The organism is Tannerella forsythia (genome assembly GCF_001006485.1).
GTDB lineage: Bacteria > Bacteroidota > Bacteroidia > Bacteroidales > Tannerellaceae > Tannerella > Tannerella forsythia.
In genome coordinates, this window is the sequence record NZ_JUET01000065.1 from 1 (window position 1) to 16,626 (window position 16,626).

The following is a 16,626-nucleotide window of genomic DNA, read 5'->3' on the forward strand; positions in this document are numbered from 1 at the left end:
TTTCTCTGCGGAATTAAAATTATAAGACTTGTTCAAAGAGTGGACTCATAGGTAATATTGTCTGTCTTGAGCTCATCTATCGCCCTGAGTATAGTATCGGAAGAGCAAGTTCGCAAGGAAGGATGAAGTGAGAGATGGCTGAGAAGATGATTGGATATATCCTCTATACAATTGCCACCACAGAAATAAACCGCCATCAAGGAACGGACAATTTCGCTATATCGATAGCCATACGAAGCACATCTCTGAGTCCAAGGATTCTATCTATAACCGGACTCATAACATGCTCAAACTTCTCCATTACAGAAAATATACCTCCGAAGGGAGTGAGCTTCTCGGATTTTATTTGTATCTTTGGCATGTCGGTCGATAAATGATTTATTTTGCTTTGCAACACTAAGATAAGTGATTTTTTCGACATGACAAAATCCTGAGCAACAAAAAAGTTGCTCAGGTGTTTATAATTATACTAAAATCATGATGTTGCGGATTTAAGGATGAATATGAATGTTTATTTGTCGATGACTGCACGCTGAATACCGGATGCGAATAAATAACTGATTTCAAAAAACACAAAACTATGAAAACGAATATTTTTACCTTATGGATGATGGGGCTTTTATTAGTGCCCCTCAGTGCACAAGCACAGACAAGCGGTACCACCGGGCCGCTTCAGTGGAACTACCATGCTGACACCAAAACCCTTGCCGTCACCGGAACGGGAGTCATGCCGGACTATACCTCTAAAGATGATCAGCCCTGGAAGGCTTTCCGTGCCGAAATCGAAAAGATAACTGTTGCGGACGGTGTTAAAACGGTTGGAAAAAGGGCCTTCTACGAATGCTCGAAACTGACAAGTATCACCCTGCCAGCCTCTGTTACCGAGTTGGGTTATCAAGCCTTCTCCAAGTGTACGGCACTGAAGAACATTGCACTTCCCTCCGGGATAAAAACGATCAGGAGCCAAGCATTTGTCAACTGCACGGCCTTGACAACCTTCGATGTAGATGCCGGCAATATGCATTTTGCTTCCGCAGACGGTGTGCTCTATGACAAAGCCAAGACCAAGCTAATCTACTATCCTGCAGGGAAGATGGAGACAACCTTTAACGTCCCTGCCGGTGTTCACGATATCGGGAGCTACAGTTTTTCCAATTGTACAACGTTGCAAAGCGTCACGCTCCCAACCGGCGCAAAGACAATCGGAAGCCGGGCCTTTGAGGGTTGCACAGCCCTGCAAAGTATCCATCTGCCGAACAGCATTAGCACCATCGGAGGCTACGCTTTCTCTTCTTGTAAAGCGCTGTCAAGCATCACGTTTTCGGCAAGTATTACGAAAATAGGCAGCCACGCCTTTGCCGATTGTACAGAACTGAAAGAAGTAACGGCACAATGGACTGTTCCGCTTGCCGTCGAGGAGAATATTTTTAAGAAGGTCGCCCTCTCGAGCCTTACGCTGAAGGTTCCTGCCGGCAAGGTGCAGGCTTACAAGTCGACTCCCGTATGGAAAGAGTTTGCGTACATTGCAGAGGTGGCCAATCAGGGAAGGATCGATGGCCTGCGTATCTATGTCGCCCACGGTATCCTGTATCTTACCCTGCCTGCACCACAGACCGTGCAAATCTACAATGTAAACGGTATGGCAGTGAAAATACTGACGCTCGGGCCTGGCGAACATATCGAACCGTTAGCCAAAGGAATCTACCTTGTACGCATAGGTGATACGGTAGAGAAAATCTTGGTTAAATAAAAAGTGATCCCTCCCTCATTCTTCGTTTATCACTCTGTCTTCTCGGATATTTACGAGCAGAAACGATACGTTCATGTATTATAATGGATATTCGGACCCTGAATTTCCGAATATATCGGAATACGATTCGTAACGTATAATAACGTAAAAAATGGGGCTGTCTCATAACGATTCGGCCTCTTTTTTTGTTTATGCAGCCAGTCCGTACATTTCTTCGGCAAAAATTTTGGTTTTGCAAATATTGTATTCCTTCACGGATAAAACACTAAAAACAGTTATTGCTGCCCGATAAGAATATTTGTTATGTAAAGAAAAATCAGGGCTGACTCTTTTTTTGGGGAAATCAGCCCTTTTGTTTAACTTTATTTTTTTGACCAAACATCGTCAAACTATGCCCCAAAGTAGTCATTTTATCGGACAGCAATAATAAAGAATCAACTTGTTGTATAATCTCTCCGAAAATCGGCGATGTTTTTTATTCGGGCTTTGCCCCGAAATCAGAAACGGCTGAATGAAAAGCAGACAAGGTTGTGCCGAAATCACCCGAGCGAGTGCTTCAAGAAACTCAAACACGTGTCGAAAACAGACATAATCATCTATAAGTCATGCGATTATACACCCTAATCAGAGAAGCATATCTGAAAAAAGTACAAGTTTGCAGTAAAAAACGACAAAACGTCAGGGAAACCTTTCGGACGTTTGGTTGTTCATTCGTTCGATTGTTTGAATGTTTGTTGATGCAGGGGGGGATCACGTCGGGCGAAAGTTCGGAAAGGTTCGGCAGTGCCAACAAAGCAAAAAAGTTAAAAATATTTAATTTTTAACTTTACATTAAAGGATTCCCTTTGTGCTTTTGTACTCTTATTAGCCATAAGCGTTTGTGTGATTTGTGAAAGACTGTTTTTTCAACCTGTAGCTTAAAGAATGAAAAAGGAAATTCCAATCACATAAGTTTAGGGAGAAAATGAAAAACAATTGTTAAACTGATTTGTATGGAGAAAAAGCTCTTTTTAAACAGATGTTCATTAACAAAGCCTGTCATCTTTTTGCTGCTCTTGTTTATGACGAGCACTGCTTTTGCGCAAATTACCGTGAATATGCAAAACAAGCCCTTACGAGAAGCACTGAAAGAGATTGAGAAAGTAAGCGATTACAAATTCTTTTACAACGAATCGCTACCCGGTTTAGAGAAAACCGTTTCTCTGCAACTTTCCAATTCCGGTATCGACGAAACCATGAAACAACTGCTTTCCGAAACGAATATCGAATACCGGAAAAGCGAGAAGAACATTATCGCACTGATCGAAAAGAATGTGGAAGAGCAACAGCATCCGGTTTCCGCACAAAGACGCAAGACTTCGATCGGAGGACGTATTGTCGATGCCTCGGGTGAGCCTGTGATCGGAGCAACCATCGTCGAGAAAGGAAATACCTCGAATGGTACGATTACCGATGTAGACGGCCAGTTTACGATCGAGACGCCATCGGATGCCGTATTACAGATTTCGTACATCGGTTATCGCGATCAGGAAATTTCAATCCGTGGAAAAACATCATTCGATATCGTGATGCACGAAGACACGAAGCAACTCGAAGAAGTGGTAGTTGTTGGTTACGGTGTGCAGAAGAAAGTGAACCTCACCGGTTCGGTAGCCACGGTCGAAGGGGAGGATTTGGCAAAGCGCCCGGTCGTCAACGTCACGCAAAGTCTGCAAGGTATTGTTCCCGGACTTACGGCATCCATACCCGGATCGGGAGGTACACCGGGACAAAGTTATTCGCTTAACATTCGCGGACAGGGTAACTTGAGCAAAAGCGATGCCCCTTATGTACTCGTCGACGGGGTAGAGATGAATCTGGCCGATATAAATCCGAATGACGTAGCCAGCATCTCGGTGCTGAAAGATGCGGCAGCCGCTTCGATCTACGGTGCACGTGCAGCCTACGGAGTCATTCTGGTTACAACCCGGAAAGGGCAAGATGGAAAGATGTGCGTCTCATATCAGGGAACAACCGGCTGGTCACAAGCGCTGAATTTGCCGGAGATGGCTAACGGATACGAATTTGCCACGTTTTTTAATGATGGAAACAAGAATGCAGGAGTAACTCCTCAATATTCCGAGGCGCAACTGGAAATGCTGAAACGTTATGTGGAGAATCCTGCCGACATTAACAGCTGGCCGGGAGTAAAAGCGAACAACAGCATGAGTACCATGTTTGAGAACAATTCGCGAGGCGTAGGCAGCACCGACTGGTTTAAGTTCCATTACCGGAATTACGCCTTCAAGCAAAATCACAACATCAGTTTTACCGGAGGAAGCAAGGTTGCTCAATATTACGTATCCGGAGGGTATTACGGCGAAGAAGGCCTGTTGCGGTATGCCGACATCAATTACAAACGTTACAACCTCAACGCCAGCCTGTCATCGCAACTTACCGACCGGCTCAAATTCAAAATCAATACGAAGTATGCCCAAGGAAATAAAAAGTCTCCTTTCGGAGATGGCGCCATCAACGAGAAAATGTTTTACCATGGTTTGGCACGTTTCCGGGCTACGGTATCACCTTACGATCTGAACGGCAACTTCTCCGAACTCTCACAAGTCCCTTATCTGCAATCGGGCACATATACAAATACCATTCATAACAATTGGATAATAACAGCCGGTTTTGAGTTAGAGCCCATCAAAAACTGGCGTATTTTTATGGATTACACTTACAAAAAAGGAACAACCGATTACGATGCTCTTGCCACACCGGCCACTTTTATCGGAATCGACGAGACGTCGTACAAGCAAAATACCCGCTCCGAGTTAGGTATCCCCGATGCCGGCTCATACTTGCGCTCCATGAGCGCATCGCAATATCAAGCCATCAGTATTTACAGCAATTATTCGTTTACGCTGAACAAGAATAACAATTTTAACGTGATGGCAGGTTATCAGGAAGAAGATAACGCATTCAAGATGCTACATACGAAGGTTGTCGGGCTGATCAGCTCTACCAATCCGGGAATCAATCTGGCCACCGGCGATAAAACACCGACCGAAAATCGTAACGGCTGGGCTACGCGGGGATTCTTCGGACGTATCAATTATGATTATGACGGAAAATACTTGCTCGAATTAAATGGCCGTTACGACGGTTCGTCCCGGTTTGCGTCTTCTAACCGTTGGGGATGGTTCCCTTCCGTCTCCGTAGGATGGAATGTTACACACGAGCATTTCATGGAGTCTGTTACCGACGTGCTAAACACAATTAAACTGAGAGCCTCGTATGGAAACCTGGGCAATCAGAGTGGCGCCGGCCTTTATACATTCACCGAAACGATGGGGATTGTAAATCAGGGGAACTGGTATTTTGCCGACGGACGTGATATGTACATTCAAGGACCTAAACCAACCATTGCCCACGTAACATGGGAAAAAGTTGAGAGTAAAAATGCCGGTATCGATTTCGGTCTGTTTAACAACCGCCTTACAGGTACTTTCGATATCTTTGAACGCATTACCAGAGATATGTTAGGTCCCAGCGAAGACGTGCCCGATATGTTTGGAGCCGCACCTCCGAATGCCAACAATGCCGTGATGCGCAGCCGTGGATGGGAACTGAGTCTTCATTATCGCGGAAAAATCGGCAAAGAAATTGATTACTCGGTGGGCGTCATGATCTCCGATGCACAATCTACAGTATTAACATATCGGAATCCAACGTTTTCCGATCCGGCAAGAAGATGGTACGAAGGACGCAATGTGGGCGAATATTGGGGCTACAAAGTTTCCGGGATTATTCAAACTCAAGCCGAAGCGGATGAGTATAATAAGACGATTAATGCCTCATATCTTACGGCACGGAAATTTGAACCCGGCGATTTGAAGTTTACCGACCTGAATCAAGACGGAAAAATCAACCGGGGAACAAACGTGCTGAACGATATGGGCGATATGAGTATCATCGGAAATTCGACACCGCGCTATCAATTCTCACTGAACGGCCAAATAAGCTATAAAAATCTAACGGTTAGCATGCTCTTTCAGGGAGTCGGCAAACGTGATTACTCCCCCGCCGGTTCAAACTACTTCTCAGGTGCGGGACCATTCGCTCAAGTCACCGTATTTAAAGAACATCTCGATTATTGGCGTGAAGATAATCCCAATGCTTATTTTACGAAACCCTACATTTCGGGAGCAGGAAATAACGGTACCTTTAATGCCAAAACCATCAATTCCGTATCCGATTACTACATGCAGGACGCTTCGTATATCCGGTTGAAGAATCTGACCGTAAGCTACGACTTGCCACAACATTGGATACGGAAAGCACGTCTGAGCAAAGCACAACTCTTTGTTTCGGGCGAAAATCTGTTTACGCTCACCCGTATGATTGGGTTCTTCGATCCCGAACTGGTCTTTGTTTCGGGTGCCGGCGGTAAAAACTATCCGCTCAACAGAGTTTATTCGGTCGGTTTAATTCTTAATTTACAATAGAGATGAAAAAGATTCACTATATATCCGTACTTATTTCTTTCGGAATCGCAATCACGCTTTCCGGATGTTTCGATTTGGATAAATCTCCGGAAGGAATGCTCTCATCAGCCAACGCGTTGAGTTCGTCTTCCGAGATGCAGAAATACCTCAATCAGTTTTACGAAAGCGGCGTGAAAATCCATCCCGGAGGACTGGGTGCTGGCGGAATCGCTTTCGGCGATATGTGCAGTGACAATATGGTGGGTGCATCGCCTCAGGTACGGCTGTCGGGGTTGATGACTTTAAGTAACGCCTCAAACTTGTCGAATTACAATCATATTCGCAACCTCAACTTTATGCTTGCCAATGCGGGGAATAATAAAGAAGAGAGTGCAGAAAAGAGACAATGCCTTGGCGAAGCGTATTACTTCCGTGCATGGTATTACTTTCAGCTAGTCAGAGACTACGGCGATGTCGCATGGGTAGAAGACATGCTGGAGATGAGTGAGGCTAACGTGCCGCGCAATTCGAGGTTAGTGGTTGTCGATCACATTCTGGCCGATCTGAATCAAGCCATTGCCCATCTGAGCGAGCAAAATTCCAATGCTACGATGCGGGTACATCGCGACGTAGCCCGTGCACTTAAATCCGAAATCGCATTATTCGAAGCAACTTGGCAAAAATACCACAAAGCCAAAAACGATGCCTTCTACAGCAAAGAGGTGACGGATGACAAAATAAAGAATTATTTTGAACAGGCACGCGATGCCGCAAAAGCCATCATCGACCGGGGTGTGTGGGCGATTTATTCAACAGGCGATAAACCTTACCAGAATCTTTTTGTCATCCTTGATCTGTCAGCAAACAGGGAAGTGCTCTGGTGGAAGAAATACAACGCAGCCGAGAACATCGGACACAGTGTGACGCGCTACATTAACGAAGGAGGCGGACAAACCGGTATCTCCCGTTCACTGATCGACGACTATCTGACCGCAGAAGGGAAAATCTTTACGGCCTCGGAGCGTGCCGTTGCACAAAAAACCTACGGGAACGAGCTGTCGCCTTCCGTGCGCGATCCGCGTCTGTCACAAACTGTCTGTACACCCGGAACACAGATGAAACCTGACGGATTAGTCTATCAATTCCCGCCATTGCATGTAACGACATATCATCAGAACACAACGGGATATTCATTGCTTAAATTCAACGAGTACAACACGTCCTATGCGGCCTCTGTGACGGGAGAACACAAAGCGCAGGCACCTGCCATTCAGCGCCGGTATGCCGAAATCTTGTTAATGTATGCCGAAGCATTGGCAGAACTGGACGGTGCCGCGAATGAACATCTGATCAAAGCAGCACTTAAACCTCTGCGTGACCGTGTGAAGATGCCCGAAATCGACTTCGATCGAGAATACAATACCGATCCGGCTTATCCGTTCCATCACCTGAATAAGTACATCCAAGTCGTTCGACGCGAACGGCGCATAGAACTGGCTTGTGAAGGCCTCCGTTTCGACGATATCCTTCGTTGGGCAGCAGCCGATGAACTGATTGTCGGGAAGCGTCCGTCAGGCGCTCTTTTCACGGGCAGTACCTTACAGGAGCAAAACACTTCCAACGGGTATTATAAAGGAGTTTTAGTTCCCGGAAAAAATATTCAGATCAACGATCAGGGATATATTGACCCGTACAAGGTCATATTGCCTGCCGGATTCGGATTTAAGACAAACCGAGATTATCTGTTGCCAATTCAGGAACGCATGATAAGCCTTACCGAAGGATTGTGGAAACAAAACCCGGGATGGTAAACAAAAAAAATAATCAAACAGTCAAAAACAGAAAAAAATGAAAAGAGTCATTTATATCATAGCTATCATTTGGGTAGGAATAGCGGTAGTTACCTCATGCGATAAAAATGAAGGAGCATATTATCCGGTTCCTTCTGCATTCTCGGTAACCCCTCAAACAGTACAGTCCGTATCGAAGGATGGCGGAAACATTGAGTTGGTCATTGCGGCCGGTAATTTAGGCTGGTGGGTTGAATCCTCAGCGACGTGGTGCAAGGTATCGAAGAAATATGGATCGGGAGACGGGAAAGTAACGCTGACTATCGACAAGAACAATTCCGGGACATCGCGAAAAGCCGAAATCACCGTTTACCCGACATTTAAACAACCCTCCGTTCTGATTACCATCAATCAGCAGTAAGCTCATACTTGTGGAGTTGTTAACATTGCTGTCTGATAAAACTTTTTATTTCTTGTAAAAAGTTTTATCGGATAACAATGATTGTTATGTGTTAGTCAGCAAACAATCGAACCAATCAACAACCAAACGTCCGAAAGGTTTCCCTGACATTTTGTCGTTTTTTACGGCAAAGTTACGCTTTTTTCAGAGACGCAACTCTGCTTTCCGATCAATACATGTCTGTTTTCGGGACAACATCGGCTGATTTCAGGACAATGAAGTCTGATTTCAGTGCACGATCGAACTTCGATAAGCTCAGAAATGACCAATTTCAAGACAATCTTGTCTGCTTTTCATTCAGCCGTTTCTGATTTCGGTGCAAAGCCCGAATAAAAAACATCGCCGATGCCGTTCGTTTATCCTCCGGTATCGATCAGTGGGGTATCAGTGAGGTTTTCGTTCGTGTGAAAGAGTTGCCTACACCTTTTGTCAATGTATATCTGGATGACAATCTCCTCTTATGGGTTGCAGCAATCCGTCGACTGCAAAAAACACAGTTGTATCTGAAACCGTAAAACTCGCGGCGCTCACTTGAACAGTCCGGATTGCTTCTGCTTCTTTCAGTTGTCTTTTTTTCAAAGGGACTTCTTCAATCGGAATGGCTTCTTTCCCGATCTTCTTAAACGCCTCAATCAGTTTTTCGGGATTCGTCTTCCGGGGATTATAAATCACCGTTACCTTCTGATTTTCGGAGTCGATTTTCAGGTTTTTCACGCCTTTCTCGTAAGCGATATTCTTTTTAATGTTTTTGATGCAATTATCGCACATGATTTTTACGACAAACGTCGTCTGCGCTTCCTTTTTCTTCGCCTCTTTCTGTGCTACCGCATCACTCCCGATCAGCAGCAGCAAACAGCACATCATCCATTGAATTGTTTTTGTTTTCATTTTCATTTTTCTTCTTTTTATATGGTTAATACATGATTATAAATTCCACCGCAGACCACCGTAGATTTTCCGCCCATGCACAGGTCCCCAGACCATGGTTGCATCGAAATCGTCTCTCCACGGATCGGATGAGGCAACGATCGGGTGCGGTTGCGTGAAGTCAAACAGGTTTTCCACCCCCACATACAACGGACAGCTTCTTAAACCGCTTCGTGATCTGCGCGCCGACGAGCGTATAAGCATCGTAGGTTTTCTCCCACAATGGGTTTTTTGCATCGGGAATCGGTAACGTGCCGGGCCCGTTGAACTGCGCCGTCGCATCGAACTGCCACCGGTAAACGGGCGTCCGATATCCGAGCGTAATCAGTCGCTACCGTACGCGACTGCAACAGATGCAACGTCGCACCCGCCGCTTTGTCAGCACCCTCAAAAAGCACCGTACCTTTCACGGTAAATTGGGCCATATATCCCACTACTCGTGATCAGCGCACAGAAAGTACATATATGCCTGAAAAACATATCAAATTATTATTTCAATGATGTTTGTTTCGTTTGTCTCTTTGCAAAGAAAGAAATTTTCTACGGGAAAATCGGGTATTAAATATTTTTTTGTACTTTTGTCCGACTTATAACTCATTAAAAAAGAGAACAGACATGATTACACAGCAATTGATAAACCCGCAATCTATCGCCGTTGTTGGCGGTTCGAATAACATCAACAAGCCGGGAGGGCAAATGGTAAAGAATATCCTGACCGGAGGATTTGCAGGGAAGCTCTACATCGTTAACCCCAAAGAGACAAAGATTCAAGGCATCAAAGTGACACCTTCCGTTCACGATCTTCCACAGGTGGATATGGGTGTATTGGCCGTTGCTTCATCATTTTGTAAAGAAACGGTCGATGTATTGGTACATCAGAAAGGAGCCAAAGCCATCATCATCATCTCATCAGGTTTCAGTGAAGAGACACCCGAGGGCGGGGTGATTGAAAAAGAAATCCAGCGCATCTGTTCGCAGGCGGGTGTCTCACTCATCGGCCCCAACTGCATAGGGCTGGCCAACCGTTATCATCACAGCGTATTCACGGCTCCTGTTCCGGAATTCCACCCAAATGGTGCCGATCTGATCTCGGCCTCCGGCGGCGTTGCTCTGTTTATCATGGAATGTGCTATCCCGAAGGGTCTTCGGTTCAATTCGATCTGGTCGGTAGGGAATGCCTCGCAAATCGGCATCGAAGCGGTTCTGGAGTATATGGACGAACATTACAACCCGGAAGAAGACTCTAAGATCAAGTTATTATATATCGAAAACATCAAAGACCCTGATAAATTGCTTTATCATGCATCGTCCCTGATACGCAAGGGATGCAAGATTGCAGCCATTAAGAGCGGCTGCTCGGAAAGCGGCATGAGAGCTGCCTCATCCCACACGGGCGCTTTGGCATCGAGCGATTCGGCGGTGGAGGCATTATTCCGAAAAGCCGGTATTGTGCGTTGTTACAGCCGCGAAGAGCTGGCTACTGTAGCCTGTGTCTTCACCTTGAAAGATATCCATGGCAAGAATTTCGCTGTCGTTACCCATGCCGGTGGCCCGGCGGTGATTCTTACTGATGCCCTCTCGCGCGGTGGTTTGGGTGTTCCGGCCTATCAGGGCAAGAGGGCCGAAGAACTGAAATCACGCTTGTTGCCCGGCTCGTCCGTATCCAATCCGATCGATATCCTGGGAACAGGCTCTGCGGCCGATCTGGGGCTGGCCATCGACTATGCGGATCAGCATTTTCCCGAAACGGATGCCATCGCTACCATCTTCGGGAGCACAGGATTGGGAAAAATCTCGGATGCGTTGGAAATGATCCGCCAAAAGTCGGAAACATGCACCAAACCGGTGTTTCCTATTCTTCCGTCGATTGTCAATTCATCCAAAGAAGTCGAAGATTTTATTCGTGCAGGTGGGGTTAACTTCTCCGACGAAGTAGCCTTGGCAAGCGCCGTATCGCGTGTAGTGAATACGCCTAAACCGACGGCAGGACAAATCGAATTGCAGGGAGTCGATATCCCTCTGATCCGCCGCACGATCGACCGGATCGACGAGAACGGGTACCTGCAACCTTCCGACATGCAAATCCTGCTGAAGGCGGCGGGGTTGGCCATGGTCGAAGAATGTGTGTCGACAAGCGAGGAAGAAGTGTTGGCTTTCGCACGTCAGACAGGTTTTCCGGTTGTTGCCAAAGTAGTCGGCCCCGTACACAAAACCGATATCGGCGGAGTGGCGCTAAACATCAAAACGGAGGAACATCTTTCGTTGGAGTTCAGGCGTATGATGAAGTTGCCGGGTGTCAGAGCTGTGATGATTCAGCCCATGCTGAAAGGAACGGAGCTGTTTATCGGCGCCAAGTACGAAGACCGGTTCGGACATATCGTATTGTGCGGTCTGGGAGGTATCTTTGTGGAAGTACTGGGCGATGTGGCTTCGGGGCTCGCACCCCTCGAATACGAAGAAGCTTATTCGATGATCCGCTCGTTGAGAGCTTATAAGATATTCAAAGGCACCCGCGGACAGAAAGGCGTAAACGAACATCAATTTGCTGAATTTATCGTGCGCCTCTCTACTTTGCTTCGTTTCGCAACCGAGATCAAGGAGCTTGATCTTAATCCGCTGCTGGCTACGGAGAAAGGCATCATCGCAGTCGATGCACGTATCCGAGTAGAGAAATGAGCGGGAAACGGCAGATTCGGATCATTCACACTGCAGACTGGCACCTCGGACAACATTTCTTTGAATACGACCGCCGGACTGAACACGCACGTTTCCTGGCATGGCTCAAAAACGTGCTGAAAGACCGACAAGTTGACGTGCTGCTGATTGCGGGCGATGTGTTCGACAGTCCGAATCCGTCGGCCGACTCGCAAAAGATGTACTATACATTTCTGCGCGAAGTAACGCACGAAAATCCCGAACTGCAGATGATCATCATTGCCGGAAACCACGACTCGGCGGCACGTCTTGAGGCTCCCAGCCCATTGTTCGAGGAGATGCATATCGATGTGCGCGGCACGGTGCGACGGACGCCGGAAGGCGACATCGATTATGCCCGTCTGATCGTACCACTCAAAAAAGGAGGATCTTGCCTTGCCGTGCCCTACCTGCGGCAAGGCGACTATCCCGATGCGGAAAATTATTCGCAGGCTGTGCGGACGATGTACGAAAAGCTGTATGATCTCGTCCCTGATAAACATCTTCCGGTGATTGCCATGGGACATTTACAGGCGACCGGTTCGGAGATTTCGGAAAATGACCGTTCGGAACGCACCGTCATCGGAGGGTTGGAATGTGTCTCTCCCGATGCTTTCGGCCCCGGAATAACATATACCGCATTGGGTCACTTGCATCGCGCCCAGCGTGTTTCCGGACGCGAAAATGTGCGTTATGCGGGCGCTCCGATTCCCATGTCGTTCGCTGAAAAGAACAACAGACAAGGGGTCGTTTTTATCGAGATAGACGATACAGTCAAGATCGAACACATCGAGTTCGAAGATACGGTCAGGCTGATCACCCTTCCTCGCGAAGCCCGCGCTTTGCCCGAAGTACTGGAAGAGATCGGGCGGTTACCGGCAGGAGAAGCGGACGAACATTCTCCCTATCTGGAAATCAAGATACGGATCACGGAACCGGAGCCTTCCCTTCGGCACCAGATCGAAGAGGCACTGAAAGACAAGTCCGTCCGACTGACACGCATCGAAGCCGTAACGGCCGCGCGAAAAGATAGCGACCTTCTTTCCGGCCCGGAAGATTTGCAGACTATCGATCCGATGGATCTGGCCATGAACGTCTTTAAACGTCAATATGGCGATGAACCGATGCCTGAAGCCATGCAGAAACTTTTGCGACAGACCCTCCGAGAAGTCGAAGGATCGCTCTAACTGTATACCTCTCTCGGCTTTTTTACGTATGTTTGTAGATCCGAACGAAAAAAGAAAAAACAATGAAAATTCTGGCTATCCGAGGGAAAAATCTGGCCTCACTCGAAAAAGCTTTCGAAATCGATTTCACCGCAGAACCGCTCAAATCGGCCGGTATTTTTGCCATTACGGGAAGTACCGGATCGGGTAAGTCTACCCTGCTCGACGCCTTATGTCTGGCGTTGTTCGACCAGACGCCACGCACGAGCCATGCCTCAGAAAATATCCTGATCCGCGACGTGGGCGACAAGACTCTCAGTCAACGCGATTGTCGTAATATCCTGCGCCGTGGTACGAGCGAAGGCTATGCCGAAGTCGATTTCGTATCGCTCAGCCGAGAGACATTTCGGGCACGTTGGTCGGTCAAACGGGCTTATAACAAGGCCGAAGGATCGATGCAAAGCAGTGAGATACGCCTCCGCAATTTATCCACAGGACATGAAGAGCCGGGACGAAAGACGGAACTGCTCGCACGCATCGTCGATCTGATCGGGCTTACGTTCGATCAGTTTACCCGTTCGGTGTTGTTGGCACAAGGCGATTTCGCCACATTCCTCAAAGCGCGTCAGCCGGAGAAGGCTGAGCTGCTCGAGAAATTGACGGGCACGGATATCTATTCGCGCCTCTCGATCGCCATTTATGAGAAGTCAAAGAACGCCGGCGCGGAGCTGGAAGCCGTCACGCGGCACATTGAAAGTATCGAACGACTTTCGGAAGAGCAACGAAGGGCGTATGAGACGGAAAAGTCGGAGGTAACACACGAACTGACGGAACTGAAAAAGACGATCGACCGATTGACGGCACAGCTGAAATGGCAGACCGAACACACCCGTTTGTGCGATGAACAAAAACAGGCCGAACATCGTCTGGCGCAAGCCCGGCAAGCCATCGCGGAAGCACGTGAGCGTTACGACTACATCGTGCAAATCGACCGTGTACAGGAGATACGTGACACGTTCAAACATCTGGAAAACCTCCGCCACACATTGTCCGAGTCACAGGCCGATCTGCAAACAGCCGTCCGCCGACAAGCCGAAAACGAGCCGTTGCTTACCGAAGCCATACACGCCGTAACCGACTGTGAGCAGGAACAAACGCAGCTCATGGATAAGCAACAGCAGATTGCCCCTCAAATCGTCCGCGCCCGCGAATTGGATGTCTTAATTTCAAAGGCGAAGAAAGACCTTGAAGAGGTCCGAAGAGAGCTTAAAGATGCTCAAGAAAGAAAAGTAAAAACCGAAGAGGACATCCGCTGCATACAGGAGACGCTGGCACAGACGCAAACAGAACTCATCACACGAGAGGAATGGTTTAAAACGCATCGCGACTTTGAGCTGATCGCCGCACGAATGGATATCCTTCTCTCCCTGATTGCCGAAGCGCAGACCGTACACAAGCAAAAGCAACGTAACGAACAAACATTGGAGAGAAGTAAGCAAATCCTGTCCGACCGGGAGAAGAAAATGGAACGACTCAGGCAGGAGGCGGAACGGCTGAACAAGATGATGCCTGCCGAAATCGCGACGCTCCGCGCACAGCTGAAAGAAGGGATGCCTTGTCCGGTGTGCGGCAGCCTCCATCACCCGGTTGCAAGTCTCGCAGAGACGCAACGTATGAAAGAACAGGAGCTGGAACAGGCGAAGGCTGACAATGCCCGGCAAACGGAGGAGGTCACCAGTGATCTCGAAATACGCAAAGATGAGATCACGAAACTTTCCGCACTGATCGAGAATTACACGGCGCAGTATACGGCCACATACCGCAAGTTAGAGGAACATCTCATCACTCTCCCCGGCTGGCAAACCTTTTTCGAACGTGCTACACTGGCCGAACACCTGATCACCCGCAAGACGGAGTGGGACAATGCAAGCACAGCCCTGACCGAAGCGCAGGAACAACTCAAACGACTCAAAATCGATCTTGAGAACGGGCGGGTGCGCATACAGGAGACCGACCGAATATGGAAAGTCACGACCGGGAAGAATGAACACTGTCGGAACATATTGGAACAATGGCAGGCCGAACGACAAACTGTGCTGCGCGGGAAACCGGCCGATGCTGCCGAGAAATACTTTACCGACAACTTGTCTCTTATCACATCGAAAATAAAAAAACTGAATGAGAAAAGAAACCTGCTGTCGGCCGAGCAGAAAAGCCTGAGCGATCACATCGCCCAACGCCGGCAAGACTTGGCTAAGTTCGTTGCCGAAGAGGAAACGCTACAAAAAGCCGTCGAAACATGGATGGCCGGAAAAGATGGCATCACCCGCGAACGCCTCCCGGAGCTGCTCTCGAAAAGTAATGCGTGGATTCAGGCTGAAAAAAAGGCGCTGAACTCCCTGACTGAAGCTGAGACAACCGCCCGCGCCACCTTAGCCGAACGAAATAAGAACCTGACATTGCATTACGAGTCCAATGACCGGCCGACAGATCAGAACACCACGAACGAAGCGCTGCAAGCCTGTCTGCAAGAGAGAAAGCTGCAGACCGAAGAACGTACCCGGCGACAGACCGAACTCGAAGTAGTACTGACCACAAACGCTCGTAACGAAAAGCAGGTTGAAACATTGGAGAAAGAACGGCAGGCGAAATATACACACGCCGAGAACTGGCAAAAGTTGAATACCCTGCTCGGCTCGGCCTCCGGCAATAAGTTCAAAGAGATCGCTCAGGGATATACCCTCGACACGCTACTCGGCTACGCGAACAGGCATCTTCGGGAACTCACGTCGCGCTATAAGCTGCAACGAGTACCCGGATCACTCGCTCTGCAAGTCGTCGATCTCGATATGCTCAACGAGGTACGCACGGTACACTCGCTCTCGGGGGGCGAATCGTTCCTGATCTCGCTCGCACTTGCCCTCGGCCTCTCATCCCTGTCGTCGAATCGCATGAACGTGGAGTCCCTCTTTATCGACGAAGGATTCGGATCGCTGGACAACGACACGCTGGGTGTCGCTATGGATGCACTTGAACGTTTACAGACCCAAGGACGCAAGATCGGCGTTATCTCACATGTCTCGGAGATGACCGAACGCATCGCCGTACGGATCAGCCTCACAAAAACATCGAACGGAAAAAGTGAGATCAAGATCAGAGCAACCGAACCGAAAGGTTAAACAAGCGCTCTTTTGTGCCTTTTAAAACATTTTTCCGAGAAAAAAATTGTTTTATGATTATCCGTATTTATACCTAAACTCATTTTTATAGGTTACGCAAGCTACGAGCAATCTTCCAAAGAGGGCTTCTCCCCAGTATCTTCGATTAAACTTATAACAGAATTCATCGAGATAATTTTGTAAGAATTCGGGCT

9 protein-coding genes and 2 pseudogenes are annotated in these 16,626 nt (G+C 47.8%); 7 read left to right on the top strand and 4 right to left on the bottom strand.

Translation table 11 applies throughout. The features are described 5' to 3' along the window. Positions 1 to 361 (bottom strand): annotated as a pseudogene (locus tag Tanf_RS15485) (IS1380 family transposase); the annotation flags it as partial. Between the two features lie 219 nt (positions 362 to 580). Between Tanf_RS15485 and Tanf_RS13800 the strand changes: the two are divergent. The 4 genes from Tanf_RS13800 (at position 581) to Tanf_RS05305 (ending at position 8,427) form a co-directional block, all read left to right on the top strand. Further along, on the top strand, positions 581 to 1,750 hold the full coding sequence (locus Tanf_RS13800; RefSeq protein ID WP_052449017.1) for a leucine-rich repeat domain-containing protein: 1,170 nt from the start codon (positions 581 to 583) through the stop codon (positions 1,748 to 1,750). A gap of 992 nt (positions 1,751 to 2,742) precedes the next feature. Continuing rightward, positions 2,743 to 6,237, top strand: a complete 3,495-nt coding sequence (locus Tanf_RS05295) for a TonB-dependent receptor (RefSeq protein ID WP_080948563.1) — start codon at positions 2,743 to 2,745, stop codon at positions 6,235 to 6,237. 2 nt (positions 6,238 to 6,239) lie between these two features. After that, on the top strand, positions 6,240 to 8,027 hold the full coding sequence (locus tag Tanf_RS05300; RefSeq protein WP_046825159.1) for a RagB/SusD family nutrient uptake outer membrane protein: 1,788 nt from the start codon (positions 6,240 to 6,242) through the stop codon (positions 8,025 to 8,027). A 37-nt stretch (positions 8,028 to 8,064) separates the two neighbouring features. Further along, positions 8,065 to 8,427 (top strand): BACON domain-containing protein, encoded by a 363-nt coding sequence (locus Tanf_RS05305; RefSeq protein WP_046825160.1) that lies wholly within the window; start codon positions 8,065 to 8,067, stop codon positions 8,425 to 8,427. Between the two features lie 468 nt (positions 8,428 to 8,895). On the opposite strand, the gene Tanf_RS13805 is transcribed toward Tanf_RS05305, so the two are convergent. Beyond that, a complete protein-coding gene (locus tag Tanf_RS13805; RefSeq protein ID WP_161794940.1) occupies positions 8,896 to 9,354 on the bottom strand; it encodes a heavy-metal-associated domain-containing protein in 459 nt (152 codons plus the stop codon). Between the two features lie 36 nt (positions 9,355 to 9,390). Beyond that, complete coding sequence (locus Tanf_RS14760; protein WP_140230617.1) at positions 9,391 to 9,597, bottom strand: hypothetical protein; 207 nt, start codon at positions 9,595 to 9,597, stop codon at positions 9,391 to 9,393. Positions 9,598 to 10,008: 411 nt separating this feature from the next. On the opposite strand from Tanf_RS14760, the gene Tanf_RS05315 reads away from it, so the two are divergent. The 3 genes from Tanf_RS05315 to Tanf_RS05325 all read left to right on the top strand — a co-directional run bounded on the left by Tanf_RS05315 (position 10,009) and on the right by Tanf_RS05325 (position 16,432). Beyond that, complete coding sequence (locus Tanf_RS05315; protein ID WP_046825161.1) at positions 10,009 to 12,069, top strand: acetate--CoA ligase family protein; 2,061 nt, start codon at positions 10,009 to 10,011, stop codon at positions 12,067 to 12,069. Positions 12,070 to 12,083: 14 nt separating this feature from the next. Next, positions 12,084 to 13,274 (top strand): exonuclease SbcCD subunit D, encoded by a 1,191-nt coding sequence (locus tag Tanf_RS05320; RefSeq protein ID WP_080561841.1) that lies wholly within the window; start codon positions 12,084 to 12,086, stop codon positions 13,272 to 13,274. A 62-nt stretch (positions 13,275 to 13,336) separates the two neighbouring features. Next, on the top strand, positions 13,337 to 16,432 hold the full coding sequence (locus Tanf_RS05325; RefSeq protein ID WP_046825162.1) for an AAA family ATPase: 3,096 nt from the start codon (positions 13,337 to 13,339) through the stop codon (positions 16,430 to 16,432). A 57-nt stretch (positions 16,433 to 16,489) separates the two neighbouring features. On the opposite strand, the pseudogene Tanf_RS14765 reads toward Tanf_RS05325, so the two are convergent. Beyond that, a pseudogene (locus Tanf_RS14765) lies at positions 16,490 to 16,626 on the bottom strand (IS1595 family transposase); the annotation flags it as partial.

Excerpts from the sequence above, each read along its gene's own strand:
- Tanf_RS13800 (WP_052449017.1), top strand. The coding sequence starts at position 581 with ATGAAAACGAATATTTTTACCTTATGGATGATGGGGCTTTTATTAGTG.
- Tanf_RS14760 (WP_140230617.1), bottom strand. The coding sequence starts at position 9,597 with ATGCTTATACGCTCGTCGGCGCGCAGATCACGAAGCGGTTTAAGAAGC.
- Tanf_RS05295 (WP_080948563.1), top strand. The coding sequence starts at position 2,743 with ATGGAGAAAAAGCTCTTTTTAAACAGATGTTCATTAACAAAGCCTGTC.
- Tanf_RS13805 (WP_161794940.1), bottom strand. The coding sequence starts at position 9,354 with ATGAAAACAAAAACAATTCAATGGATGATGTGCTGTTTGCTGCTGCTG.
- Tanf_RS05325 (WP_046825162.1), top strand. The coding sequence starts at position 13,337 with ATGAAAATTCTGGCTATCCGAGGGAAAAATCTGGCCTCACTCGAAAAA.
- Tanf_RS05305 (WP_046825160.1), top strand. The coding sequence starts at position 8,065 with ATGAAAAGAGTCATTTATATCATAGCTATCATTTGGGTAGGAATAGCG.
- Tanf_RS05315 (WP_046825161.1), top strand. The coding sequence starts at position 10,009 with ATGATTACACAGCAATTGATAAACCCGCAATCTATCGCCGTTGTTGGC.
- Tanf_RS05300 (WP_046825159.1), top strand. The coding sequence starts at position 6,240 with ATGAAAAAGATTCACTATATATCCGTACTTATTTCTTTCGGAATCGCA.